Raw genomic sequence first — 24,645 nt, 5'->3', positions numbered from 1 at the left:
ACATCCTGAGTACATCGACTCAGAGCTTGCGCCAAATAGGCCAGCCCCTGAGTCGGTCGAACTCAGGCGACATGTTCGTAAAGAAAAACTTACTGCTCTCTCCAAACGAGGACCCAGCTGCGCCTTTAACCCCACAACAACTGCATTCCAATCATGCGTCAGACAGCGTATACTTAACAAATAGAAAATTCGTTACGCTAAAAAAAGAAGAGGCTGGATATGCGGATGCGTGGCATGTTAACAATGGCTTATCAGAGAGAGTTCCGTGGCTATTTCTTACTCATAGTTGCGACATACATCTCTATTCTATTCTCGAAATCATTCAGCTTACTCGCTATAATTATTCTCGTTGGATTGGGGATTATTTATACATTAACTGGCCTATTTGGGCTTGAATACTGCCTGCATACAGCGTCACGCCCTATTATGTTGGCTTATTTTGTTGAACAAATCGCCCTGAGCGGGGCCATTCTTTATCTGAGCGGCGGCGGGATAGGCTTTCTCTTGTTCGCGCCTCTGGCCGCAGATGGTGTCGTCCTGTTACACCGCCACGAAGTCATTCCATTGTGTCTACTACTACTGATCCTGCTTGTGGGCATAGAATGGAAGATTGGAGCATCCTGGCAATCCATCCTCGTAACAGCGCTCTTCATCCTCGCCTCATTTGTATTTGTCATCGTCTTTACGCTGGCATTAAATGATGAAGCAAGGGCTCGTAACGAACTAAGCGTGGCGCATCAGCGACTAGGGGAGTATGCCGCGCAGGTCGAGGAACTGGCAACGATGGCCGAGCGCAATCGCCTGGCACGTGAGATCCATGACAGCGTCGGACACTACCTGACCACCATCAACATGCAGCTAGAGGCGGCGCGAGCTATTCTCGCAGAGCATCCGGATCAGGCGCGTGACTCGATTGAGAAAGCGCAGATGTTGGCGCGAGAAGGACTCGGACAAATCCGTGGTTCCGTCGCCGCGCTACGCACGTTGCCAACGGAGAAGCGCTCCCTCCCTGAGGTGCTGGAAGAACTGGTGCAGACAACGCAATCTGCGGATAGCCAAACGACGCTCCACATACGCGGTACATGGCCCCAACTCTCATCCCAGGAGAAGTTTGCCCTCTATCGCATCGCGCAGGAGGGGCTCACCAATGCCAGCAAGCACGCCCATGCCACACATGTCGACCTTATCCTCGATGCCTCAGATACAGACCGCGTAAAGTTGAGCGTCAAAGACGATGGCATCGGGACGCAGAGCACCACAGGCGGTTTCGGATTGCTTGGCGCACGTGAGCGCATTCAGGCATTAGGAGGTCAGATTCGCACAACCAGCATCCCAGGAGAAGGTTTCCTGTTAGAAGTGGAGTTAGACAGATGACCGCTCAAATCAGCATTCTCATCGCCGACGACCAGGAACTATTCCGCGAAGGACTACATACCCTCCTATCCATCCAGCCGGATTTGAGAGTTGTGGGAGAGGCGTGCAACGGCGAGGAGGCACTTCGCGTAGCAACATCCCTCAAGCCCGACATTATCCTGATGGACCTGCACATGCCCATACTCGATGGAGTTGCCGCCACACGTCGCCTGCAAAGTATACAATCTGCCAGCAAAGTCATTGTGCTCACGACCTTTGACGACGACGAGGATGTCTTCGAGGGTCTGCGGGCCGGTGCTGTCGGTTACTTGCTCAAAGATGTTCCCTCGGAAAAATTGGTTGAGGCGATCCGCGCCGTCGCACGAGGAGAATCCTTCCTACAGCCATCCATTGCCAGTAAGGTAATCGCCGAGTTTGCACGCCTCTCACCACGCATTGCGCCAACATCACAGCCATTAAGAGAGCCACTCTCCGAGCGCGAACGTGAGATCTTGCGGCTCTTAAGCCAGGGAGCCAGCAACAAAGAAATCTCTGATCGTTTAGTCATCACGACAGGCACAGTCAAGAACCACATCACAAACATCCTCGCAAAGCTAGGCGTACGCGATCGCACACAAGCAGCACTCAAAGCCAGAGAACTGGGCCTCATCTGAAGCCCCATCGTCCTCTCGCCGCGCCTCTACTACTCTGCCAAAGATCATCACGCCTCTGTCTCAGAGGAGATATGCACCTCATGGGGTGAGACGCCCACCGACGTAGCGGCGCGGCTCCGCCGTGCTGTCACTGGACGCACGACACCGTCCCACGTGCCGATGGAAGCAACGCCAACAAGACGCTCCACGGTGGGAAGATTGTGCAATGGAACCTCATGAGGAGCATGGTCGGACGAGTCACAGACAGCACGGCGGAGCCGCGCCGCTACGTCGGTGGGCGTCTCACCCCATGAGGTGCATATCTCAGATGAGAGATCGGTGCGATGACCTTTGACAGAGCACTACACCTATCGATAGCTCCATAGTACATAGCTTCCCACAGACCAGCAAAGGTCATGCCCAAATCCATGACCTTGCGCTATGACCTCTGGCACATCACACACGCTCCCTATCCATCTATACTTCTCCCAGAAGCAAAAGACAATGACGGCTTCAATGAGCCGTCAACAGATAAAAGAAAGAGAACCAGATCAACATGTCTACGACACATACAGACTCACTGGCAGCCAATAAATTTTCTGTCAGAAATAGCATCGTGAGCTTACTCATCATCAACATCGCCATCCCCTATGGATGTTATACCGTGCTAAAAAATAATCATGCCTCCGACGTCATCGCCTTGAGTGTGTCAGCGATCGCACCGGCTCTGGCATCCCTGGTCAGTGTACTGCGCAGTCGCCAGATCAACATCATCTCACTCCTCATCCTGAGTAGCCTCGTGCTTGAACTCGCCGCAACCTTTATCGGAGGCGATACGCATGTACTTCTGCTACGCGAATCGCTCGTCACTGGAGTCCTGAGCATCGCCTGCTTCGTATCCCTGCTCTTCCCACGGCCGCTCATGTTTCTGGCTGGTCGCGCCTTGATCGCAGGCAACGACCCGGCGCACATTGCCCGCTATAACCAACTCTGGCAGAAACCGTCTGCACGGCGCACCAGTCGTATCGTGACCATTGTCTGGGGCTTCATCTACAGCTTTGACTTCCTCCTACGCCTGCTACTCATCTACACATTGCCGGTTGCCACAGTCGTTGCGGTTGGTCCGCTCCTCACAGGAGTACTGATCGGAGGTTCTATGCTCTGGACATTTGCGTATCTACGTCGAGCACGTCGACATGCGCGTGCGATGCAGACAGATACTGCCGAGCTTGCAGAGGTTAACAACTAGCAACCGGAGAAGTTTTGCAAGCACGTGAACTCCGATCCTATTACCCATTTCATTCCAGGGTTCACTATCTGTGCATAAGCATCGATAATTACGAATGTGGCACAATGCCAGGAGACAAACACATTCACCTGGAAAGGATCAATGACTATATGACAGAGCGGATCGGTTTTATTGGACTCGGACTGATGGGAAAACCCATGTCACGCCATCTTTTAGAGGCTGGTTATCAGCTAACGGTCTTCAATCGCAGCCATGCAGCCATCGACGAGCTCGTACATGAGGGAGCGGTCGCGGCTAGTTCGCCACGCGAGGTCGCCGAGCAATGCGACACGGTATTCACGATGCTGCCTGATGGTCCCGACGTGGAGAGTATCGCGCTGGGTCCTGACGGCATACATGCGGGCGCGCATGAAAACCTCCTCATGATCGACATGAGCACCATCTCTCCGCTGACCACCAGACAGATTGCCAGCGAGCTGGCGACGCACAACATCGCCTATCTTGACGCTCCCGTCAGTGGAGGAGCGGAAGGAGCACAAGCGGGAACGCTCTCGATCATGGTAGGGGGAGATGAAAAGGATTTCCAACGAGCTCAACCTCTCTTTGCGGCGCTCGGCACCACGATCACCTACTGCGGGGCTACCGGATCAGGCCAGACGGTCAAGGCATGCAATCAAGTCCTGATTGCGGTGATCATCGAAGCCATCTCCGAAGCCTTTGTGCTTGGAGCCAAAGCCGGGGTCGCGCCAGAGATCATCCAGAAAGTGCTCGGCGGAGGATTGGCGCAGAATCGCTTCATGGACCTGCGCGGCTCATCCATGATCCAGCACGCCTTCGAGCCCAAAGGCAAAGCCGCCTTTCACCTCAAGGACCTGAGAATCGTCAAACAGCTCGCGCAGACCTACGACGTCGTCCTCCCCATGGGAACGCTGGTCGAACAACTCTTCACCGCGCTGATCGCCGATGGAGGAGGAGATCTTGACCATTCGGCGCTTTTAACCGTCGTAGAAAAGCTCTCCAACTACTCGCTGACGCAGCGAGATGCCTGAACAGGTTATAGCTATTGAGGAGCTTGATCATGCTCAAGCTCATGCCATGCTTGCAGCAGAGCAGACTCCTTTTCCGCAGTCAGAGTCGCATTTGAGACCAGAAAATCGGGATGAGCCGCATCCCATGTCAGGACATCCTGGATAGTTTGGGCCAGTGGGCGAAAGGTTAGACCCGCCTGGATAGCTTTTTGGAAGCTCATCGAAATTACAAAGGGCTCCTCCTCTTGAGGGACCCACAGAGGCAGTTCAGTCCAGCCAGTCACATCATGCATGGTCAGAAACGTATCGCTGACCCAGGTATAGTGGGGATTTGAGCCGATCACCGACGCGGCCAGTTCCAAAAAGGAGTGCAAGCGCAACGGCTCAGCTGGTCCAGCGGCGTTATAGATCCCCACCTGCCGACGCTCAATCAGCGCGATCATCCAATCGGCGACATCGCGAGCATCTATGAACTCGGTCGCCACATCCTCAGCTGGAGCCAGCACCTCACCGCCGCGAGCGATCCTGCGCGGCCAGTAGGTAAAGCGTCCCGACGAATCCGCCGGACCTATCATCAAGCCCGGACGAATGATCAATACGCGACCCGGCATCGCCCGCTCAGCCGCCTGCTCGCACAGCACCTTATAGGGACCATAGGTCTCGCCCGTGATCTTCTCCGGCGCATCCGCCGGCAGCGTTGCCAGCGGCGAGGATTCATCGACCGCAACCTTCCCAAAATCGGCGTAGGCGTTCCCCGACGAGATGAACGTATAGTGATCGACGATCGTCGATAGAAACGTACTTGAAGCCTCCACCACGCGTGGCAGATAGCCGCAGGGATCAATCACAGCATCCCAGTGACGTCCCTTGAGCAGCTCCAGATCCCGCTCACGATCGCCCAAAATATGCTCAACGTCGGGAAAACGCTCGGGATTCGTCCGACCGCGATGGAACAACGTCACCTCATGACCGCGCAGCAAAGCCGCCGAGACAAGATGACCGCTAAGAAACCCAGTCCCACCTAACAGCAATATTTTCATAATAGATACTCTTTCTAGCAGCAAATAACATATTTTCAACCATCAATAATAATGTAGCAGCAACGCCACAAAGCAAGCATACCTTGCAGCACGCACCAGGGAAAGGGATTATCAATGCTATGAGCATAGCCTGGATTGAATCTATGCTCATAGCATAATGCTTCCCAGATAGCAGACAGCCTCTTCCCTCCACAGCGCTACATTGGGTACAAGACCATGGAACGTACGCGAATATACTTCATCGTAACAGCAAATACATTTGATAATTTATACGACAACTATAAATTGTAAATGTGATAATTATATGGGCCGATATGTGATAATTATGTGGGCGGTTCGGTCTCTCTTATTTCTCCCAAAGACTATCGAATGGAGTGTAGCTTCCTGGGTGAAACAACCTTCACCCCCTTTTTGCCTATGAAGAGAAGCAGGACCACAAATGCGCAAAATGCGCAAAAAAACAAACCCGTGAAGATGGATTCAAGATGCTGACCGAGAGATGGTTCTGCCAGCCAGAACGGCAGCTCCATGATAGCAACAACCGTTGCTAGCACTCCCAGACGATACCACCACAGTCGCGGCTTGCTTTTCACGAAAAGCTCAAGTTCTTCGGCGCACCGAGGGCAAACAAGAGAGGTTCTCCTTATTCCTCTCTCAGGTCTTCTGATCTCAAGAGGGAAGGTGTTGTAGCTGCTCATGGTTACTCTCCCTCGTCGTTCTACATTCTCCAGGTGGGTCAGACGGCAGGCAAAGCGTTTTTCCTGTGGTTGCTTTTCTTCCTCAAAGGCCCACCAATACAAAATGCTCCCAGTGAGTATCATCAGGAGTACGAGAAAGACCTCTGCTGTAGGAGAAGTAGAGATCTCAGGCCGCTGAAACTCTTCGATGCCTTCTGGCAGATGCATGTTCGTGAGAAGGGCTTTTGCGAGAGGGAAGGCAGAAAAAGCGCTGATGACAAAGGCAAGGATCGCCACGGCACTGATCAATTGAGCCAGCAGACTGATCCAGAAAGCTCTCCGAGAGATGATCCATTGCACCCAGGGGAGCAGGAGCCACAGGAGGCTGCTGGCAAATGGGAGCCACAAGAAGGGAAAGCGAAACTGATCTGGTTGGGCGAGACGAGGGCGAAGATCATGATCTGTATAGTCTATTGTGACAGAACGTACGGTTGCGCCACCAGAGGCAAGCCGCAGCCCAGTCAGCGGTGTGGCAGGATCAAGCACAAGCGTTCCACCTTCGCAGCGGTCGTATATACCAGATTGGTCACACATTACAGCGGTGGTAAGCCAGGGCAGGAAACAAAAAGCCAGGAGCAGAAGCAGCCCAGTCAACAGGCTGAAGTATGAACTGGCTGGCAACTGTGGAAGCAAGCGACGCTTTCCAGGAATCTTGCCCTCTGTATTCGAGTGGGAAGAGTCAGAAAAAGTTGTCATTAGAGCACCCCTTTCACAAACTTCTGCGTGGTTTCAAGAGAGACCACATTCTCAAAATGTGTTCGGAAACTGACTTTTAGACTCAGTAACCATGCCTCTTCAGAAACATTTCTGAAGACGTTCTCTTCTTTGCCGCTCCTACAAGAGTGTTTTTCTCATCAAACGAACGGTTTTGAGACAGCTCATTGGCAGGGCATCGCTCAACCCGGATTTGCTCTAGCCCTGCATCCTTGAGGCGGTTCGCTTCATCAGCAATGAGCAGTTCGATGAGATGAGAAAAGCGGCGCGTGACCAGAAACTCTTCTTTCCCCTGGTGGCGCTGATTGGCCGCCTCAATGAGATACGAAAATGCAGCAAAAAGGGTCATGACTTCTTTTTCGATACGCCCAACAAACGGGAGGTGTATAGAACACCGTTCGACACGCTTGAATAGGAACGTCCGAGAGATGGGAAGTGAACGCGAAAGGTTTGTAAGGATACAGCCCATCCACCGCGCTGCGTCCGGTGAAGGTGATCAAAGGTTCTGGCAAGAAGGATTTGATGTGGGTCCATTGCGCATACTGTTTGGCGGATTCCGTTTTCCCTGTGCCCGGAGGTCCATATCCCAGACCAACAACACGAGCACGTCGACAGGCATTACACATCTCCACAAAGCGCCGATAGCCTTTGGTCACCACAAAGCCTTGAGGCTTTTCCTCCTGTTGATCAATCATTGATATACCTTTTGAGTCGCGGCCGCGCTTCGACAGGCGCGGGTTCGGCCACCTGCTTCATCGAGTAACCAGACATCGAGGGGAGTATGATCCGTTTGCCACATGGCATTGGCCTGGGAAGCTTCTCGGCGGTACAGCAGGTCAAATTCTTCTCGGTAGACAGCCGGTCCTTTATGAGCAAGGGTAACGAGAGGAGGAGCAAGCTGTTTGATAATTTGACGAACCCGAGCGTAGCTGGGTGGTTTCCACTTCTGTTCATTGGCAATGCTCACGACCTGGCGATGGATAGCCACTGCCGAACGTGGTGGGGTTTGTAATGCAAGTCCTTCAATCAAGGTGACAGCATCTGGCGAGAGAAGGCGAGTTTTTCCTTTATCCGAGCGACCGGCATCTGCCGGTCCTGCAAGCCCCTGTTCTCGGTACCGTTTGACCCCGCGTTGGATGGTACTGGAAGCGATGGAGTGGGTACGTGCGACAGATGCTTGAGTAATACCATCCTCCAGCGCAGGGCGGATGATAGCCCAACGTTCGCTTGCTTGTGCTCTTTGGGCCTCAGTAAGTGCAGTAAGTGGTAACGATGTTTTTACCACAATGAGCTCATATCCTCTCGAAAAGAATGAACAACATTTTCCTCATTTTAGTATAGACAATCACCCATATAATTGTCAAAATTTCGCCCATTTTACTCTAAAATTTACACCATAAATAGATAATGATAATTTCTTTAAAAAATATAATAAGAGAGTACACATGCCCTGGTCATCTAATAGATAAACATTTTATAGATAACTATAAGAAAGGCATTTTTATGCAGCGTACATGGTATCTCGCAGCGTTAGGAGCCACGCTCCTTGGAACGCTTACATGTATCCACAGCGGACTGCCACAGGCGTCGGCCGCATCGATGACGGCACATGTCCCGGCTGTCCAGAACGCATTCACTCACAAGCACATCCACCGCTATCCCCCATTCAACGATGGCTATTCGGATGGCTATAACGATTGTGGTAATCAGCGCCCCAATGCCAATCCCTACTGGCGCGGCACCGATTATCTGAACGGCTACAACCAGGGCTATAACTTCTGCCAGTCGAAGCGTGCCCAGGGATCAATGGAAGGCAACATGGCAGGCTATAATGCGGGCTATCAGCAATGCCAGCAGGAACATACCCAACCCGTCATACAGCAGCCGCCTACCGCCTACGGCTTTGCGCCTCCCAGGACGCAGGGAAATAACGCGGCATTTGGTCCTGGCTTTCAACAGGGATACGATGCCTGTCAGCAGCAATATGGCGGCCAATAATCAGAGATACGCATTCGAGAAAACTTAACCTGAAGGCCGTGCCAGGCAACCTGAAAAAGTTGACCGGCACGGCCCTTTCAATGAACGTTACGCGCTCTTTTACACTTAGATACGCTCGGCCTCTATCTTTACAAACCATTGCGCACAATTCTCGCACGCCGCTCTTCCTTGCCATTTACGATCTTTCTCGTTCCATGTTTCGGCATGAAAGATGAGAGCCCCCTTTGGAATCGCTGCTATAGTAGTTATCTGCTTCGCCTGCAGATATTGCTTCATCGCATCGACCTCCGCGCACGCTTCAACTGGCCAATCTTCGGCCTGATGTGTTCCCGCCAGCAGCAAGGTCATAGCAGGTTGGTTCGCTATCTGATGATGATTCACGCCACTGGTCCCGACCCAGGCATCGCCAGTCTGAACATTCACCAGCCCGGAGATTACTGTCCCGACATTTGCGTCGGGACCGTGAGGCAATTGATTCCGCCGCGTAATGGCAATATTCGACGCTCTCGAAGCGAGACGTTGTCGGGCGAGCCGTAGCTCCTCGGCAGTGCGCTTCTGATCAATTTTACTCTGCTCACTTAGATAAAAATCCCAGACCTCAGCTCCGTCCGTATCCAACCACTCTAAAAAACCCTCCCACTCCTGGAGAGCATTAAACTGAGAGTTTGGAAGCAGATGAGTCTCCAGGGTATTCAACTTTTTTTGCAGGCCCTCCATGGGATGGAATTGCTCATCTTTGATCGTCAGCCCCTTTAAGAGAGCATCGACCTCACTCCGTCTTTGAAACGTCCAGTCTCTAAGCCGATCGCTTCGCACCTCTGTGAGTGCCTGAGGAAGATTCATCATCGCATTGCTCCTTTCAGTAAACCAATTACATTCTTCTCGGAACTGGTGAAAATGATCCGAAAACGACTACAGGTTCGCAAAGAAAGGGTACCTCCAAAAGGATATCCGAAAAACATAAAAAATGCAACAAACAAACAGTTTTTCGCTGAAACATCTATAATCCAATAATATCTCTTCTCATTTCCTCACAGGTGACGCCAAGATGGCAGAGCAAGCAATCCAGAAAAGCGTACCTCTGACCTTACTCTTCGCCTTACAAGATTGATCGCAGAGAATGCAATAGATTTGCCCATATGAAGGCCAGAGACAGCTATCGTGTGAGCTTATCTCTGGCCTTCATGGGCTAAATGATCTGATTTTCGGAGGAACTATTGAACTGCAGCCTCTTCTTGTGCTGCTTCGACCTGTTGGATAAGCTCCAGATCAATCTCGATAGTAACAGTGTCACTCAAGGCAACATTTCCGGCTTCGACCACAGAAGCATACGTCAGACCGAAATCCTTGCGACTGATCTTCGTTTTGGCAGTCAGACCGGCGCGTGGACTTCCCATCATCGAGCTCTGACCGTTATATTCCACATCAAACGTGACTTGTTTGGTCACACCATGCAGCGTGAGATCTCCCAGCACCTTATAATTCTCATCGCCTGCGGCATCCACGCGTGAGCTCTTAAACGTGATCGTGGGATACTTATCCACATCAAAGAAATCCGCGTTGCGTAGATGGGCATCACGTTGTTCATTTTGTGTATCAACGCTTGCGACGTCAACGAGAGCATCCACCCAGGAAAGCTCTGGATGTTGTTCATCGATGTGCAGATGACCACTCAAGACGTTGAACCGTCCTCGTACCACGCTCACCATGATGTGTCGAATTGAAAACATAACGTGTGAATGAAGTGTATCAATTTCCCAGGACATAGAAGTTACCTTTCAAAAACGCTTCTTACAAAGGAAGCTACAACGAGAAATTCAGCTCTGATAGACCAGGCCGAGATCTCTAAAGTTCCGTTTGGCATATGCCCTCCTCTCAGATAAAAGCGCCTCATTGCTCTCCGCTCACATATGTACAAACGCGAATGGATTTGCCTCGATTATATCCGGATGCTATAATGCATGCAAATCATAATATTCATGTCGATATGAGGGACATTCATATGCTCTTGTCACAACTCCGTATCCTTATCGCCCTGGTAGAAACAGGCAGTTTCACAGAAGCGGCCTTCAGCATCGATCTCACGCAATCGGCAGTCAGCCATGCGCTCGCCACCTTAGAAAAAGAGCTGGGAGTCACACTCATCGAACGCGATCGACAGGGGTTGATACGGCTCTCGGCCGTTGGAAAAAAGGTCCTGCGCCACGCCCAGGAAATCTTCACCCACGTAGAAAGCATCGAGCAAGAAGCCGCGCTGGCACTGCATCAGACAGCGGGACGGTTACGCCTGGGAAGCACGCAACTCATCCCTCCACGCCTCCTGGCCGGAATACTTGCCCATTTCCAGAGACAGTATCCCAAAGTGGAAGTCATTCTCTTCGAAGGCACAAGTCCTGAGGCTCGCGAATGGGTCGAGGAAGGAATTGTCGACGTGGCATTTATCCTCTATAACGGAGGAAATATTGACAGCACACTGATAAGCACCGATGAAATACACGCGCTGCTACCTGAGAACCATCGCCTGCTCCAGGCCAAAAGCGTTACACTAAAAAAACTGCGCGAAGAGCAATGGATCATGCCCAAAACAGAATGCGATTTCCACCAACAACTGGGATTAGGGCAACAATACCACAATATTTATATTCGTTATAAAGCCAGTGACGTCACAACCATCCTCGCCATGATCCGTGAAGGACTTGGAGTAGCGCTGCTCCCCAGAACGCTCCTGCCGGAAAAGCTCGAAGGAGTCCAGACAATACCCCTTAATCCCCCGGAATACACGCAGATTGGTCTTGCCACCAGATCACCAGAGACCGCATCTCCGGTTGCCAGGATCTTCATTCAGGCCGCCCGACAGTGGTCCCTGGATCATGGTTTCCTCGATCACGATCTATCGTATAATGGTAATAAACACACAGAGCAGATAGTAAGCCAGCCGATTAAATCAACAGCCAGAGGATAACATAGATGTCTACAACAACTCCCCAGGACACACTCGAGCAGAGCCTGAAAAGCATGGCCAGAATCGGACGCTGCACCTCGCCCAGTTTCTCGCCAGACGCCACACGGATCGCCTTTATCTCCGACCTGAGCGGCCTGCCGCAGATCTGGATTGTGTCCACGGCTGGAGGCTGGCCCGAGCTGGTAACAACGCTCGATGACCAGATCGGAGCGGTCAGCTGGTCGCCTGATGGAGAATGGCTGGCATTTTCGCTGGCTCCTGGTGGCGGGATGAATCAGCAGATCTATCTGATCCACCCCGATGGGACCGATCTCCGGCTACTGACAGACGGTGGGAAAGAGAACAATGCCCTGGGAGGCTGGACCTACGATGGGCAGCAACTGCTTATCGCATCGAATCGTCGCACGCCTGAAGCGATTGACGGCTATCTCTTTGACCGGGAGAGCGGCACGTTGCGCCTGATAAGCCAAAACGACGGCATTGGACAACTCACCGCTATCAGCCGCGACAACATCTACAGCATAACGAACCGTATGGAGTATCGTGGCAACGACAACCTCTATCTGATCGAACTGAGCAGCGGGAAGGAGCAGCTCCTCACGCCGCACGAGGGTCCAGGCAGTTTTGAGGTGGGACACTTCGCACCGAACGGCCGCACGATCTATCTCTCATCGGATCAACAGAGTGAATTAGCAACCTTCGCACGTATCGAACTGGATACTGATGATCGCCCCGGCCCCATCGAGGTTCTGGCGGCGCGTGCGGATGCCGAGCTACAAAGTTTTGAGCTCAACGAACAGGGGACACATGCCGTCCTGAACTGGAACGTCTCCGGACGCAACGAATTGACCTTCTTCAACCTGATCACCAACGAACAGCGTCCCGGACCAAAACTGCCAGCCGAACTCGTGACAAATCTCACGTGGTCGCACGATGGTCGCCTGTTAGCGATGGTCATCACCGGCTCGACCCAACCGACGGATATCTGGACATTTGAATACGCCACAGATCATTTCTGGCAGGTGACGCATAGTCCGCACGCAGGCATCAAGCTCAGTGAGCTCATCCGCCCCGAACTGATCAGCTTCCCGGCCCACGATGGATTACAGATCAGCGCCTGGCTCTATCGTCCCGACCAGCAGACAGCGCCCTATCCGACCGTCATCGACTTCCATGGCGGTCCTGAGGGACAGGCGCGACCAGCCTTCAATGCAAACTATCAAGCGCTCCTCGCCAACGGCATCGCAGTTGTCGCCCCCAACGTACGCGGATCATCGGGCTTCGGAAAAACCTTCGTCAACCTCGACAACGGAGCCCTGCGCTTCAACGCCATCAAAGACATCAAAACCTGCCATCAACACCTCATCCAGGCAGGCATCGCCTCGCCCGGACATATCGGCATCACGGGCGGCTCCTACGGAGGCTATATGACAATGGCCGCGCTGACAACATATCCAGAGGATTTCGCCGCCGGAGCTAATCTCTATGGAGTCGTCAACTTCACCACCTTCTTTGCGCAGACCGAGCCCTGGATGGCCGCTATCTCAAAGATCAAATACGGCGACCCTGACACGCAAGCTGCACTCCTGCATGACCTCTCACCCATCAACAAGCTCGATCGCGTGCACGCTCCGACGCTCGTCCTGCACGGAGCCAACGACACCAACGTCCCCGTAATCGAAGCCGAACAGGTCGTCGACTATCTCAAGCAGCACAACGTACCAGTCAAATACGTCCTCTTCCCCGACGAGGGGCACGGCTTCCTCAAAACGCATAACCGCATTCGCGCCACCACAGAGATCGTCCATTGGTTCGCAAAGTACCTCACTGAGTAACGTCGTACCCTCGGGCCATTGAATCCGACTCATTCGGAAGACGTTTCCAATGACAATGGAGCACTCTTCCGAATACATTAGCTTCAACGCACCTCTTTCTGCGCCAGAATAATCAAGCTTAGCTCCATATCTTCATGATTCTGCATCACCAGGGGACGAGGATATCCAGCGGGCAAATCGCGCACAGGCAGATCAATTACATCGATAATCGTCAACCCATTGCCGGTCAGAGCGTCCAGATAATCGGCACGCGTATGAGGCATATTGGGCAAGCCAAACGTTACCGCATCTCGCACAAAGTGAGTACGCCATCCAAAGGCCACGCAATCCGGATGAAAATCCGTGATGAGCAGATAGCCTCCGGGACGTACCACGCGAGCGAACTCGCGCACAGCCCCCAAGAGATCAGGAACATGACATAGCACAAGTGCGCAAATTAAAAGATCAAATTGATGCTCGGCAAACGGCAGCCGTTCATCCAGAGAAGCAAGCTGAAATTTGAGCGATAATCCCTCATCCAGAGCCGCCCGACGAGCGACCGCCAGCATCTCTGGAGATTGATCGAGAGCAGTCACCCGTGCTCCCTGCCGTGCCAACATTAAAGCATATCGACCGGTCCCGGCCCCCATATCCAGCACATCGGTGAAAGAAATCGAGTCCAGCACCTGATCAATCCGCGCCTCTTCAAGAGCAATCAAAGCATTCTCCTCCTGATCATACGATGCCGCCCAGAGAGCATATCCCTCCTGGGTACTTACTTCACGAATTGGCTCACTATCCCCCACAGCTTTATCCTTTCCGCAAGTATGTGCAAATATCTCCTACAAGGAGACCAACAGCTAGCTTATTTTATTCTAGCATACATTTCAATCTTTTCGTGTGAGTACATCCCCATTAGCATTTTACGCCTGGTTCACTAAAAACAAGCATGCATGCGTATTCGCTAATGGAGATATGTTTTTGTAAGGATGCTTTCAACGCGCAAAAGTTATCGGTGATTGGGAGTCGGATGTGCGAGCAGATAATGTGCGACAACCGCTCCTACCAGATACAGATTGGCGATGGCAATATCGTTAGCGCGAAAGTGAGCATTAATGAAATCGATAGCCGATTGTCCAGGATGAGGTTGATCAAAAGCGCTGACGCCCCGCAGGTCCAGATACATATCCAGATAGCCGAAGCGCTTGAGAGCGGTAGCGACGGCGGAATCCTCCTGCTCATAGGTACAATTCTGTCCCAGATTATTGGTAAGCTGGGACGTGATATATTGTGCGGTATCGGAGAATGATTTTCCGACCCAGAGGTTGTCTCCAGTGAGCGTATCGCAGCGCTCGACGTGTGGATACTGCCCGCTCTGCACGGGATACATTTTTCTTTGAGCTTGAGCGGCATCGCTATCCAATAGCGGGAGATGAGCGGTGATGCGATAAGCCAGATCGACCAGTTTTTCATTCAGATGAAACACCGAGGTGCTATCAGGATAGGTGGTCGCGGGAGGAATGTAGCCATAGGGATTGGTAGGAACGTCCGAGTCATGCAGATGAAAACCTTGATCCCAATCGACGATCCAGCGTGACCAGGCTGCCAGACCGAGCGTGCCCCGGTCTGGCGATGTACTGGCCGTCCCGGCCGTCAGAAAATACGCTTTTTGAAAAGAAAATTGTGGATTGCCTAAAATAGCTGTCATGCTGGCCGCAGCATTTGTCTTATCGACGCCGGTAATGGTCAGACACAGCCCCTGATCGGTACACTGGACAGGATTATCGGCACCAGCCACCGTAAATGTATGCGTAAAGTATTCCTGATCCAGCCATTTTTGAGCCTCCAGAGCAAACATCGTGATCACAAAAACTTTGACCTTGAAAGGAGACGTTATCCGTCGAGCATGAGCCTGTACAGATAATGGCGTGAAAGTCGCCAGCAGGCCAGATAGGAGACACATCAGCAGCCAGCTTCGCCATAATAACTTCATAGATATACGGCCTTCCATTTCCACAATAAGATGATTAACAACGTATACACATATTTGCGACAAAAGTGTGTCTTATCACCATTATACTAATAAAGAGAAATCTCTTACAAATATTTTCATCCTTTTATTACCTAAAACTCTGGATTGTGCTATACTTCTGACAGAAGATCGTTTAGGTAATTAGGTAATTGTTGCTGCTATTCAGGTTTGACCACAAGGAGCTTTAATGCCCAGGCACACGCACAATCGTCTTCAATGGTCACAACAGGAGCAGGCCTACGAGATCACAAGCGATGACATCCCAATGCAAAAGAAACCTTTATCCAGTACTGCCGTGCTATCGTCATGGCTGGATGCCATCACCTCGTTTGCCTTTCAAAGTCGCTCGGGTGCGCATTGCACACTACGCAAGGAGAATATTGGGGAGAGTGGAGCGTACTGGTACGCCTATCGATCGATCCAGCGTCGCACGATCAAGCACTACGTGGGCCGGACGGAGGCGCTCACCATTACGCTACTGGAGGAGATCGCAGAACGCTTCATCGACCAATCCAGCGCTGTAGCGACGGGCGAACAACAGGAGCCTTCCTTATCGTCAGAGAAACCTCTGCTGGCAACGAAACTGCATCCACCGCGTTTGCCGCTTGGCCTGATTAAACGTCCGCGCCTGCTCAAGCGCCTCGATGCCTATCGTTCGCACAAGCTAACACTGCTCACAGCGCCGGCAGGATGTGGAAAATCGACGCTCGTCAATCACTGGCGCAGCGAGCAGCCGCCAGAGACCGGCCTATCCTGGATCTCCCTCGATAGCAATGACAACGACCCCATCCACTTCTGGCATAGCGTGCTAACGGCCAGCAATCTCTGGTATCCCGCCTTCGACGAGACGATTCTTCCCATGCTCTTCACAGCTGCAAGCACTTCCTTCACGCCCTCCACGCTGGAAGCGGCATTGACCACCTTTCTCAACAAGGCAGACAAGCAGAACCTGACAGGCGTACTCATCCTGGACAACTATCACAGCATCACCGAGGGCAGCATCCACGACACACTCAGCTTTGTCCTCTCTCACCTGCCTGAGACGCTCCACATTATCATCATCACCCGCAGCGAACCGCCGATCAGCACCCTCGCACGCCTGCGAGCCAGTGGAGAGATCAATGAATTGCAGGCAACCGATCTCCGCTTCACGCAGCAAGAGACGAGTGCATTTTTTGGGCAGACAATCACCTACGATCTCCCGGAGGAATTACTGGAGCGGATCGCCATCCAGGTAGAAGGATGGGCGGCTGGATTGCGCTTGCTCGCGCTCTCCTTGCAAGGAAAAACAACGTTCGTGGAGGTCGAACAGGTCTTAGAGACCTTTCATGGCAAGCATCGACCGATCAGAGACTATTTTGTGACCGAGGTGTTGCGAGCGCTTCCGGAGACGCTCCAGGATTTCTTACTGCGTACCAGTATGCTCAAACGCTTCAACGCCGCACTCTGCCACGTCATCACAGGCCGCCAGGATAGCCTGGAGCTATTGGAAACCATCGAACGAGCCAATCTTTTCCTTGAAGCGCTTGATACCACGGGCGAATGGTATCACTATCAGGCGCTCTTCGCCGAAGCCATGCAGCACGAAGCCATCCAACGCCTCGGAGCGCCAGAGGTCGCCCGGCTCTCTCAACTCGCCATCGCATGGTTTGAGGAGCAGGGACTCCTATCGGAAGCGCTGGAAGCCGCGTTCAACGCCGGAGCACATCTGCGTGCGGCCGACCTGCTAGAGCGCTATGTGCAGAACATGAGGCTGCAAGAGATCAAAGAACACCACATCGTACATCGCTGGCTCACACAATTGCCAGCAGAACTCATCAAGCGGAGCCCTGATCTCTGCCTGGCCTACGCCCTCACGACAGTTTTCAGTCGGGCACATCAAGATCCTGGACCTCCCAACTTCACGCAGGTTGAAGCGTTACTCGACAGAGCAGACGAGCAATGGCAAAGCCAGCAGAACACAGTCGGACGCGGGAAAGTTTTCGCCTTTCGAGCCTTTTTCGGCTATCAACAGGGAAAGCGCGAACAAGCGTTGTACTGGGCCAGACAGGCACTTGACTGGCTCCCAGCTACTGAAGCGACCTGGCGTGGCATGAGCTTTAGTACCTTAGGGATTGAAGCGATACTGACAGGAGAACTGAACGAAGCCCGACAGATCCTTCAGGAGATCAAGCGACTGTGGAGTGAGTATGATAATATTCAGGTCATGGACGGCATAACATTTATTCTGGCGCTGATTTGTTTTGAGCAAGGGAAATTGCATCAAGCGCAGCAGCATCTACAAGAACTCCATGCCGAAGACAAAGCGCATCAACCCCCATATGTGATCATGCTCAAACGCTTGCTCTTAGCGCAGATCGCATACGAATGGAATAATCTGGCAGATGCCGAGAACTACATCCAGGAGATCGAACCGGTCAAAGACCAGTTCGAGAATTTTCCCTATGACGTGATCCGGCTCCCCATTGAGCTCACATTAGCACGCATCCAACACGCCCATGGAGAGAAATCCCTGGCCATACAGCGCATGGAAGCCCTTCTGACCATGCCGCACGTCGAAGGGCCATTCGTCTACCTCTATCAAGAAATAATCAACTGGCTCATCCGTCACCAGATCTCGCTGCGAGACTACACAGCAGCCCAGGAGCGCTTTGCGGACTTCCTCCAGCAGCACGCCACAGAGTATCCCCCGGAGATACGACAACTGACAGCGCCAGGAGATGCAAGCATGTCAGAAGCAGCGTCGCCAGAGACGATGATGACCATCAACCGCAGCAGCGAGATACCGGTGATCATTCAGGAGCAAAGAATCCTGATCATGGCACGCTTATCCATTGCGCAAGGGGAAACGGGCACAGCGCTCTACACGCTCCAGAGGATGCTCCCTGCAACCAAAAGTGCCGGGCGGGGCCTCGCCGCACTCCAGATCATCCTACTCATCGTGCAAGCTCACGCTGCCCGTGGACAGTTCACCGAGGCGCGTCAAATGCTGCGAGAAGGACTGATCCTGGGATATAGCGAAGGCCATCAACGCACAATTCTGGATGAAGGTGAAGCGCTGACTCATCTCCTGCAAGATCTCATTCCCCAGATGCACAACCAACCGCTCTACCTCCAAAACTACGCCAAAAAGCTCTTGCACGCCCTGACGCAGACGCAGGCCAGGCCAGAAGTCATCATCACGCCCATCGCATCTCCACTGGACGAGCCACTTTCCCGACAAGAGCAGCGCGTACTGCGCCTGCTGGTCGCGGGCAACTCCAACGCCGAAATCGCCAGAGAGCTAATCGTCTCCATCAACACCATTCGCACGCAAGTACAGAGCATCTACCGCAAGCTCCAGGTCAACAATCGTCACGCCGCCAGTCACATAGCACGCACACTGAACCTCCTCTAAGGCATCTCCACCGCCTGCAAAATTATCGCGTTAAGAGCTACGCAGATATTCTGCCACGCTCCAGACTCGTGCTGTCCCATCTTCTCCACCTGAAGCGATGTAGTGGCCCTCCGGTGCCCAGGACACTGTCAACACTGGCTTTCTGTGCTTCCAATAGGACAGACGTATCTGTCCACTTGTAGCTTCCCACACCTGTACAACCTTGTCCTGACCTGCCGAAGCAATCCATTTGCCATCAGGAGACCAGGCGACAGCCAGAACAGCACCAGTATGTCTGGTATAGATGTGCTGCGTATCGCCGGTAAGAACATTCCAAATCCGTACGCTACCGTCGGAGCTAGCAGAAGCAAGCGAGGCTCCATCGGGAGACCAGGCCAGGCCATTGACCGAATCTGAGTGCTCGCTGTAGATGCGCAGCGTTTCTCCAGTAGTGGCATTCCAAATATGGACGGTAGTATCCAGGCTTGCAGAAGCGATCAGTGCTCCATCGGGAGACCAGTCGATGGCCATTACCCTCTTACTGTGTTCATGATAGACTGCCACCTGACGTTGCTCTGGTCGCTGCGCAGCAGCAGAGATGGACTTCCATGGTTCGAAGGCGCATTCATAGAGTGCCTCACCCAGAGACCAGACCTTAACGGTGTGATCATCGCCTCCAAAGGCGACTCGATACGGGAGGGAAGATGCCCAGGCGATAGTGTTCACACTCGATAATTGAGAAAGGTCATCAGGTCGTGGCTCAGGCCCTTTGTCCACATAACGATACCTCCACCACAAAACAGACTCGTTCTGGCTTAAGTTAATGATCTTCTGAGCAGAAATAGGCGTGCAAGCCTGACTCAAGTCAAGGAAGACAATCTCTCCTTTGCTGGTAGAAACCGCGACATAGCGATGATTTGGGGAGACAGCCATATCTGTGATTGGAGCATGTATAGAACTATAGTTTTCATATGAGCGGGGATGAGAGTATGGCCCGATCAATGCCACTCCTGTTGCCCATGGTTTCCAGACTCGGATGGTACCACTCGATGCGACTACCAGCCTTCCGGGGATATGATAGGTCAGAGATTGCACCCATGCCACCCTCGCTGGAAAATACAAAGACTCGCTGAAGAGAGCAAAAGTACGGGCTCTGCCTGGAGTATGCTGCTTCAATCGGATCAAGGTGGTACTAACGCCAACCGCGATCTCACGCAGCGCGAAAACGATCCTTACGTAATTAGCACGAATACTACCCACAAGAATGAGAAGCCCTGCTGTTCCTCCCAGGCTCAGAAGCGTGAGAGGAAGGGAGAGCCTGAGCAAAGAAGTGATTCCATAGACCATGAGAAGCGAGCCTGCGATACTTAAGACATTCAGGGGAGGTATGCTAGGCAAGATCCAAAACCAGATTAAGGCCCATGCTAAGCCACTCAGGAATTTGGAGCCAGAGTTCTTATTAAGAAAGAAACGCATTAGCAAAAAATACAGGCCAACATTGCTAGCAATCAACATGATACCAACAAAAAGAAAAAACATAGTGAGATCCTTCTCTCAATTCTCTCAATTTTACCTTTAGAAAAGTGTAGCAGAAAAAAGGAGCACATGCATAGAGCAAATGTCCCATTGCGGATCTCCGGAGCGAACGGCTCACAGGCCTCCAGGAGCGAAGCATCGAAGGGTGCTTCGGTTGATGCGTATGCGCCGCCTGCCAAATCATCCCTTTAATCGTCATGAAGGATGATGTAGACTCATCGATGGAACGCTACACTATAACCAATCCCTATATACATATATATAGACATATATCAAACACAAAAAGAAAGGTTTCTCAAAGATGCCTCAAGAAATTCTGACACGCGCCACCACCGCAGACAAGCAGGTGGAGAAAGCGACACCAATTATCAAGGTCGAGCAGCTGGTCAAGCGCTATAAGAAAGCGGAGATCAATGCCGTCGACAACATCTCATTCGAGGTTGCGCCAGGGACACTCTTTGCGCTCCTGGGACCAAACGGCTCCGGCAAGACGACGACGATCTCGATGCTCACCACCACGCTCAGCCTTACATCTGGACACATCACCATCGCAGGCTACGACCTCGCCACGCAAGCCTCGGCGGTGCGGAGACGGATCGGCATTGTATTCCAGAAACCGAGCCTGGACCTCAATCTGACCGCCGAAGAGAACATCCGCCTGCACGCCACCCTTTACGGCATCTATCCCTACCGACCGACCTTCAGCCTGATGCCGGCGGCCTACAAGACACAGGTGCGCTCGCTGGCCGAGTTGATGGGCATTGAGGAGAGCCTCTTCAAGCCGGTCAAGACCTTATCGGGAGGGATGAAGCGCAAGTTAGAAATCGTACGCAGCCTGCTGCATCACCCGGCGGTCCTCTTCCTCGACGAGCCTACAACGGGACTGGACGCGGAAAGTCGGCGCGGACTGTGGAGCTATCTGCGCCAGGTACGCAACGAGAACGGCACGACTATCTTTCTGACGACGCATTACCTTGAAGAGGCCGAAGGCGCGGACAACGTCCTGATCATCAACGGTGGACACATTGTCAGTTCGGGCACTCCCGAGCAGATCAAAACCCAGCTCACGCGACCGCTCCTCTTCATCGACGCACAGGATCATGAACAGCTCCGTGCGGAGTTGCAACAGCGAGGCATTGCCTTCACGGAGGAAGGGCTCTTCTCGCTTCCCATTGAGGACCAGAACATCCATCACCTGTTGAAAAGCATCGAGACGCCATTGAACGTCGTCCGGACCCACACCCCATCGCTAGAAGATGCCTACCTACAAATCATCAAACAAGACGAATAAATTCAAGCACGAACGGAGTCAAACACATGAACATCAACCAGAGCTATCTCGACCTGGAAGCCCGGAGCCGTTTCAGCATCACCTGGAACGCCATCCTCACCATCGCCGGACGCGACGTCACCCGCTTCCTACGCGAACCGCTGCGCCTCGTCTTCACGCTCGTCCTACCGATCATCCTCGTCGCAGGACTCGCCGGACCATTACAGAGCAACTTCGGCGCGGCCGTCACCTACAACCTGATGACCTTCAGCATCACCGGCCTGCTCGCCATGACGCTGTTTCAGAGCACCTTGAGCGGTCTGATGTCCCTGATCGATGATCGTACCAGCGATTTCAGTCAGGAGCTCTTCATCGCCCCCATCTCACGCTACGCCATCATCTTCGGCAAGATCCTGGGAGAAACCCTCGTCTCCCTGGTGCAAGGGATCATGCTGATCATCATCGGCATACTCATCTTTGGCATCCCAGTCTCGCTCATCAGCCTGCTCCTGATCATCCCCGTCTCAATCATCATCTGCCTGCTCGCAGGCTCTATGGGAGTCCTACTCACCTCAATCTTCAGCAGCCAGCGGACAGCCAACACCATCATGCCATTCCTGCTCCTCCCACAATTCTTCCTCTCGGGAGTCTTTCTCCCCGTACGCAACCTCCCCTGGTACCTGGACATCCTCTCGAAAATCACTCCCATGCGCTATGCCGTCGATCTGGCTCGCGGTATCTTCTACATGGGCACGCCCGCCTACGCGCAGGTCGTCCTCCTCAACCCGCTCATCAACCTGATCATCGTAGCCATCATCTTTGGTATCTTCCTCATCGCCGGAACCTACCTCTTCGTCCGCGCAGAACACAACCGCTAAAGTACTTGATTGACGTGGTACTCGTTTTGCTGGTACGCTGTATAAGATCATCTGAGAGCTGGAAGGTCTCAATAGCCAGGAAGAGAAAAATACGATGGATAAACGAGTACAATTTGACTTTGAAATAGATTTCACCAACGGTGGTGGCATCCAGGGACATGATTTTCGTCTAGATATAGTCGGAGAGACAATCTCCGACCGGGAGTTGGCTGATTATATTGTTCAGGATATGCACTTGCTCATGGTTGGATCAGTTCGTATCCTGAACAAACAAATACTCGAGGAGAAGCACAAGCGCAGACCCATCAATGAACTATCCGGCAAACAACAACTGATAGATCTGAGTCACACGATAGAAGATGGACTGGTGACGTACAAGGGCTTACCAGCACCACTTATCTGTGATTATCTCAGTCGGGAGGAATCGAAAAAGACCTATGCCGAGGGAACTACATTTCAGATTGGTAAAATCGAGATGGTTTCTAATACAGGCACCTATATAGATTGTCCATTTCATCGCTATGCCGATGGGAAAGACCTCTCTGAAGTAGGTGTCGAGCGGCTCGCTGATCTAGACGGCATTGTGATTCGCGCCAGTGACAGTGAGACATTGGCAATTGATGCCAGCTTCTTCCAGGGCAAAGAGCTGAGAGGGCGAGCGGTCCTCGTGCATAGCGGTTGGGACCAGTACTGGGCAACCGAAAAATACTTCGAACATCATCCCCACCTGACTGAGGAGGCAGCTCGATACCTGATTGCTTGTGGCGTCAAGCTCGTCGGCATTGACTCGGTCAATATTGACGATACTCGAGGGAAGACCAGACCAGTTCACTCACTCCTCCTTCAGGAAGAAATTCTGATTGTCGAACATCTCCGTGGCCTCGAACAGCTCCCAGATGAGGATTTTACCTTTAGTGCCTTACCACCCAAATTTAAAGGGGTTGGCACATTTCCTGTGAGAGCACTCGCGAAAATGAGGGAATAGGATGAAAAAGAATTTTATAGCTTAAAGGGGAAAAATGAGCAAGAACAATTATGGTATTCTTCGTAACGATACCACTTTAGCGATTTTGAGCATAGTCGCCCTCACTCTTCTCTTCATTGCACTTGGTGTTTTTGTATTTATTTCATGCGGTGGGTTTGGGATTACTATCCCCAGCTTAGCATGGAATATACTCTTCCCATTATTTTTCACTCTGCCAGTGATATCCTTTTTGCTTAGTTTAACAGTATTTGTCATAAAAAAAGTAATGGACAGTGACAGGCAAAATCTGTCCAGGGTTAGCCTGCTATTCAGTACGATTTTCTTAGTTATAGCGCTCATATTTTGGATGATTGCAACTGCCTGGTCTCCTTACAATTAGTAGTGCCTTCGAAAGGTGGAAAGGTAAAATCGAAGGATTTGCTGCGCGAAAGAAATAGAAACGATCATACAACAAGATCAAGATCAAGCAGCGTACTGGCTTGCCGCTACTTGATATATCCGTGAAGTACCCCATGCATAAATGACTCTGTTGGCGAATTTTGTTCGGACAATAGGACCTGTCTGGGTGGGGGATCAATCTTCCGGCAAGCCTGATCATGAAGCGAGGCCGTAGGTGTGCCGAGGCGACGATCTCCAGCGTTTTGAGGGGGTTTCAATGGATGTGAAATGCTCTTCCGAATTGCCTGTATTCCATGCATACGGTGAAAGGACGTGCTAAAGCGAGGCAGCGGGCGCCGTAAACGTGGCCCCTATCTGTCGATGAGCCATAAATGGCTTCTGCTGCATCAGTGAACATAGGTATAAAATGTCCTTTTTACCTTTAAAAATTCTCGTGGAGAGTACGTCTCTTCGTCAGAAGAGGCCATTTATGGCCTGTACCCAGGTAGGGGCCACCGTTTACGGCGCCCGTAAACCTCGCATATATATCATATATATCTTTTTTATTCTGTTCAATTTATGCATGTATACATCGTATATTCGTTGGCATTTTCTTAGGTTGATGCGTATTGGACCGGCTTT

Annotated in this window: 24 protein-coding genes; 13 read left to right on the top strand and 11 right to left on the bottom strand. The window is 52.1% G+C overall.

All coding sequences use genetic code 11. The features are described 5' to 3' along the window. Positions 1–219: 219 nt before the first annotated feature. Positions 220–1,374, top strand: coding sequence for a sensor histidine kinase (locus AC27N8_RS35185; protein ID WP_487074392.1), 1,155 nt, complete (start codon positions 220–222; stop codon positions 1,372–1,374). Then, the gene (locus AC27N8_RS35180) at positions 1,371–2,027 is read left to right on the top strand and encodes a response regulator (protein ID WP_487074390.1); all 657 of its coding nucleotides are present in this window, start codon (positions 1,371–1,373) and stop codon (positions 2,025–2,027) included. Before AC27N8_RS35185 ends, AC27N8_RS35180 begins: the two co-directional genes overlap by 4 nt. 47 nt (positions 2,028–2,074) lie before the next feature. Here AC27N8_RS35180 and AC27N8_RS35175 read toward each other — a convergent pair whose 3' ends face one another. Then, positions 2,075–2,233 (bottom strand): hypothetical protein, encoded by a 159-nt coding sequence (locus AC27N8_RS35175; RefSeq protein ID WP_487074388.1) that lies wholly within the window; start codon positions 2,231–2,233, stop codon positions 2,075–2,077. A 329-nt stretch (positions 2,234–2,562) separates the two neighbouring features. Between AC27N8_RS35175 and AC27N8_RS35170 the strand changes: the two genes are divergently transcribed. Further along, positions 2,563–3,255, top strand: a complete 693-nt coding sequence (locus tag AC27N8_RS35170; protein ID WP_487074386.1) for a VC0807 family protein — start codon at positions 2,563–2,565, stop codon at positions 3,253–3,255. A 149-nt stretch (positions 3,256–3,404) separates the two neighbouring features. Further along, on the top strand, positions 3,405–4,304 hold the full coding sequence (locus tag AC27N8_RS35165) for a 2-hydroxy-3-oxopropionate reductase (RefSeq protein ID WP_487074384.1): 900 nt from the start codon (positions 3,405–3,407) through the stop codon (positions 4,302–4,304). 11 nt (positions 4,305–4,315) lie between these two features. Here the strand turns inward: AC27N8_RS35165 and AC27N8_RS35160 are convergent, their stop codons facing one another. From AC27N8_RS35160 to AC27N8_RS35140, 5 genes are all read right to left on the bottom strand, one after another. Continuing rightward, a complete protein-coding gene (locus tag AC27N8_RS35160; protein ID WP_487074382.1) occupies positions 4,316–5,323 on the bottom strand; it encodes an NAD-dependent epimerase/dehydratase family protein in 1,008 nt (335 codons plus the stop codon). Between the two features lie 362 nt (positions 5,324–5,685). After that, complete coding sequence (locus tag AC27N8_RS35155; protein WP_487074380.1) at positions 5,686–6,756, bottom strand: hypothetical protein; 1,071 nt, start codon at positions 6,754–6,756, stop codon at positions 5,686–5,688. 82 nt (positions 6,757–6,838) lie between these two features. After that, entirely contained in the window at positions 6,839–7,123 is a 285-nt protein-coding gene (locus tag AC27N8_RS35150; RefSeq protein WP_487074378.1) for a hypothetical protein, read from the bottom strand. Next, positions 7,089–7,469 carry a hypothetical protein gene (locus tag AC27N8_RS35145; protein WP_487074376.1) on the bottom strand — a complete coding sequence of 127 codons (381 nt, stop codon included), beginning with the start codon at positions 7,467–7,469 and terminating at the stop codon, positions 7,089–7,091. The genes AC27N8_RS35150 and AC27N8_RS35145 overlap by 35 nt, the downstream gene beginning before the upstream one ends. Further along, complete coding sequence (locus AC27N8_RS35140) at positions 7,466–8,059, bottom strand: transposase (protein WP_487074374.1); 594 nt, start codon at positions 8,057–8,059, stop codon at positions 7,466–7,468. Before AC27N8_RS35140 ends, AC27N8_RS35145 begins: the two co-directional genes overlap by 4 nt. Positions 8,060–8,277: 218 nt before the next feature. Between AC27N8_RS35140 and AC27N8_RS35135 the strand changes: the two genes are divergently transcribed. Beyond that, a complete protein-coding gene (locus AC27N8_RS35135) occupies positions 8,278–8,772 on the top strand; it encodes a hypothetical protein (RefSeq protein ID WP_487074372.1) in 495 nt (164 codons plus the stop codon). Between the two features lie 105 nt (positions 8,773–8,877). Here AC27N8_RS35135 and AC27N8_RS35130 read toward each other — a convergent pair whose 3' ends face one another. Then, entirely contained in the window at positions 8,878–9,618 is a 741-nt protein-coding gene (locus AC27N8_RS35130; protein WP_487074370.1) for a hypothetical protein, read from the bottom strand. Between the two features lie 368 nt (positions 9,619–9,986). Next, complete coding sequence (locus AC27N8_RS35125; protein ID WP_487074368.1) at positions 9,987–10,538, bottom strand: YceI family protein; 552 nt, start codon at positions 10,536–10,538, stop codon at positions 9,987–9,989. A 236-nt stretch (positions 10,539–10,774) separates the two neighbouring features. On the opposite strand from AC27N8_RS35125, the gene AC27N8_RS35120 reads away from it, so the two are divergent. Both AC27N8_RS35120 and AC27N8_RS35115 read left to right on the top strand, forming a co-directional pair. After that, the gene (locus AC27N8_RS35120) at positions 10,775–11,734 is read left to right on the top strand and encodes a LysR family transcriptional regulator (RefSeq protein WP_487074366.1); all 960 of its coding nucleotides are present in this window, start codon (positions 10,775–10,777) and stop codon (positions 11,732–11,734) included. Positions 11,735–11,739: 5 nt separating this feature from the next. After that, complete coding sequence (locus tag AC27N8_RS35115) at positions 11,740–13,569, top strand: S9 family peptidase (protein ID WP_487074364.1); 1,830 nt, start codon at positions 11,740–11,742, stop codon at positions 13,567–13,569. Between the two features lie 83 nt (positions 13,570–13,652). Here AC27N8_RS35115 and AC27N8_RS35110 read toward each other — a convergent pair whose 3' ends face one another. Both AC27N8_RS35110 and AC27N8_RS35105 read right to left on the bottom strand, forming a co-directional pair. Further along, a complete protein-coding gene (locus AC27N8_RS35110) occupies positions 13,653–14,354 on the bottom strand; it encodes a class I SAM-dependent methyltransferase (RefSeq protein WP_487074362.1) in 702 nt (233 codons plus the stop codon). A 203-nt stretch (positions 14,355–14,557) separates the two neighbouring features. After that, positions 14,558–15,541, bottom strand: a complete 984-nt coding sequence (locus AC27N8_RS35105; RefSeq protein WP_487074360.1) for a nucleoside phosphorylase-I family protein — start codon at positions 15,539–15,541, stop codon at positions 14,558–14,560. 226 nt (positions 15,542–15,767) lie between these two features. On the opposite strand from AC27N8_RS35105, the gene AC27N8_RS35100 reads away from it, so the two are divergent. Next, on the top strand, positions 15,768–18,977 hold the full coding sequence (locus AC27N8_RS35100) for a winged helix-turn-helix domain-containing protein (RefSeq protein ID WP_487074358.1): 3,210 nt from the start codon (positions 15,768–15,770) through the stop codon (positions 18,975–18,977). Between the two features lie 30 nt (positions 18,978–19,007). Here AC27N8_RS35100 and AC27N8_RS35095 read toward each other — a convergent pair whose 3' ends face one another. Further along, positions 19,008–20,495 (bottom strand): WD40 repeat domain-containing protein, encoded by a 1,488-nt coding sequence (locus AC27N8_RS35095; protein WP_487074356.1) that lies wholly within the window; start codon positions 20,493–20,495, stop codon positions 19,008–19,010. A 66-nt stretch (positions 20,496–20,561) separates the two neighbouring features. On the opposite strand from AC27N8_RS35095, the gene AC27N8_RS35090 reads away from it, so the two are divergent. The 5 genes from AC27N8_RS35090 to AC27N8_RS35070 all read left to right on the top strand — a co-directional run bounded on the left by AC27N8_RS35090 (position 20,562) and on the right by AC27N8_RS35070 (position 24,004). Next, entirely contained in the window at positions 20,562–20,684 is a 123-nt protein-coding gene (locus tag AC27N8_RS35090) for a hypothetical protein (protein WP_487074354.1), read from the top strand. Between the two features lie 109 nt (positions 20,685–20,793). Further along, entirely contained in the window at positions 20,794–21,783 is a 990-nt protein-coding gene (locus AC27N8_RS35085) for an ABC transporter ATP-binding protein (RefSeq protein ID WP_487074352.1), read from the top strand. Between the two features lie 26 nt (positions 21,784–21,809). After that, positions 21,810–22,640, top strand: a complete 831-nt coding sequence (locus tag AC27N8_RS35080; protein WP_487074350.1) for an ABC transporter permease — start codon at positions 21,810–21,812, stop codon at positions 22,638–22,640. Positions 22,641–22,734: 94 nt separating this feature from the next. Further along, positions 22,735–23,625 carry a cyclase family protein gene (locus AC27N8_RS35075; protein ID WP_487074348.1) on the top strand — a complete coding sequence of 297 codons (891 nt, stop codon included), beginning with the start codon at positions 22,735–22,737 and terminating at the stop codon, positions 23,623–23,625. Positions 23,626–23,659: 34 nt separating this feature from the next. Then, positions 23,660–24,004: a hypothetical protein gene (locus AC27N8_RS35070; RefSeq protein WP_487074346.1), complete on the top strand. Its 345-nt coding sequence runs from the start codon at positions 23,660–23,662 to the stop codon at positions 24,002–24,004. Positions 24,005–24,645: the final 641 nt, after the last annotated feature.

This window comes from Dictyobacter sp. Z7_2, from assembly GCF_057551105.1.
Note: the sequence above shows the minus strand (reverse complement) of the source record. Positions and strands in the feature narration are given on the sequence as shown.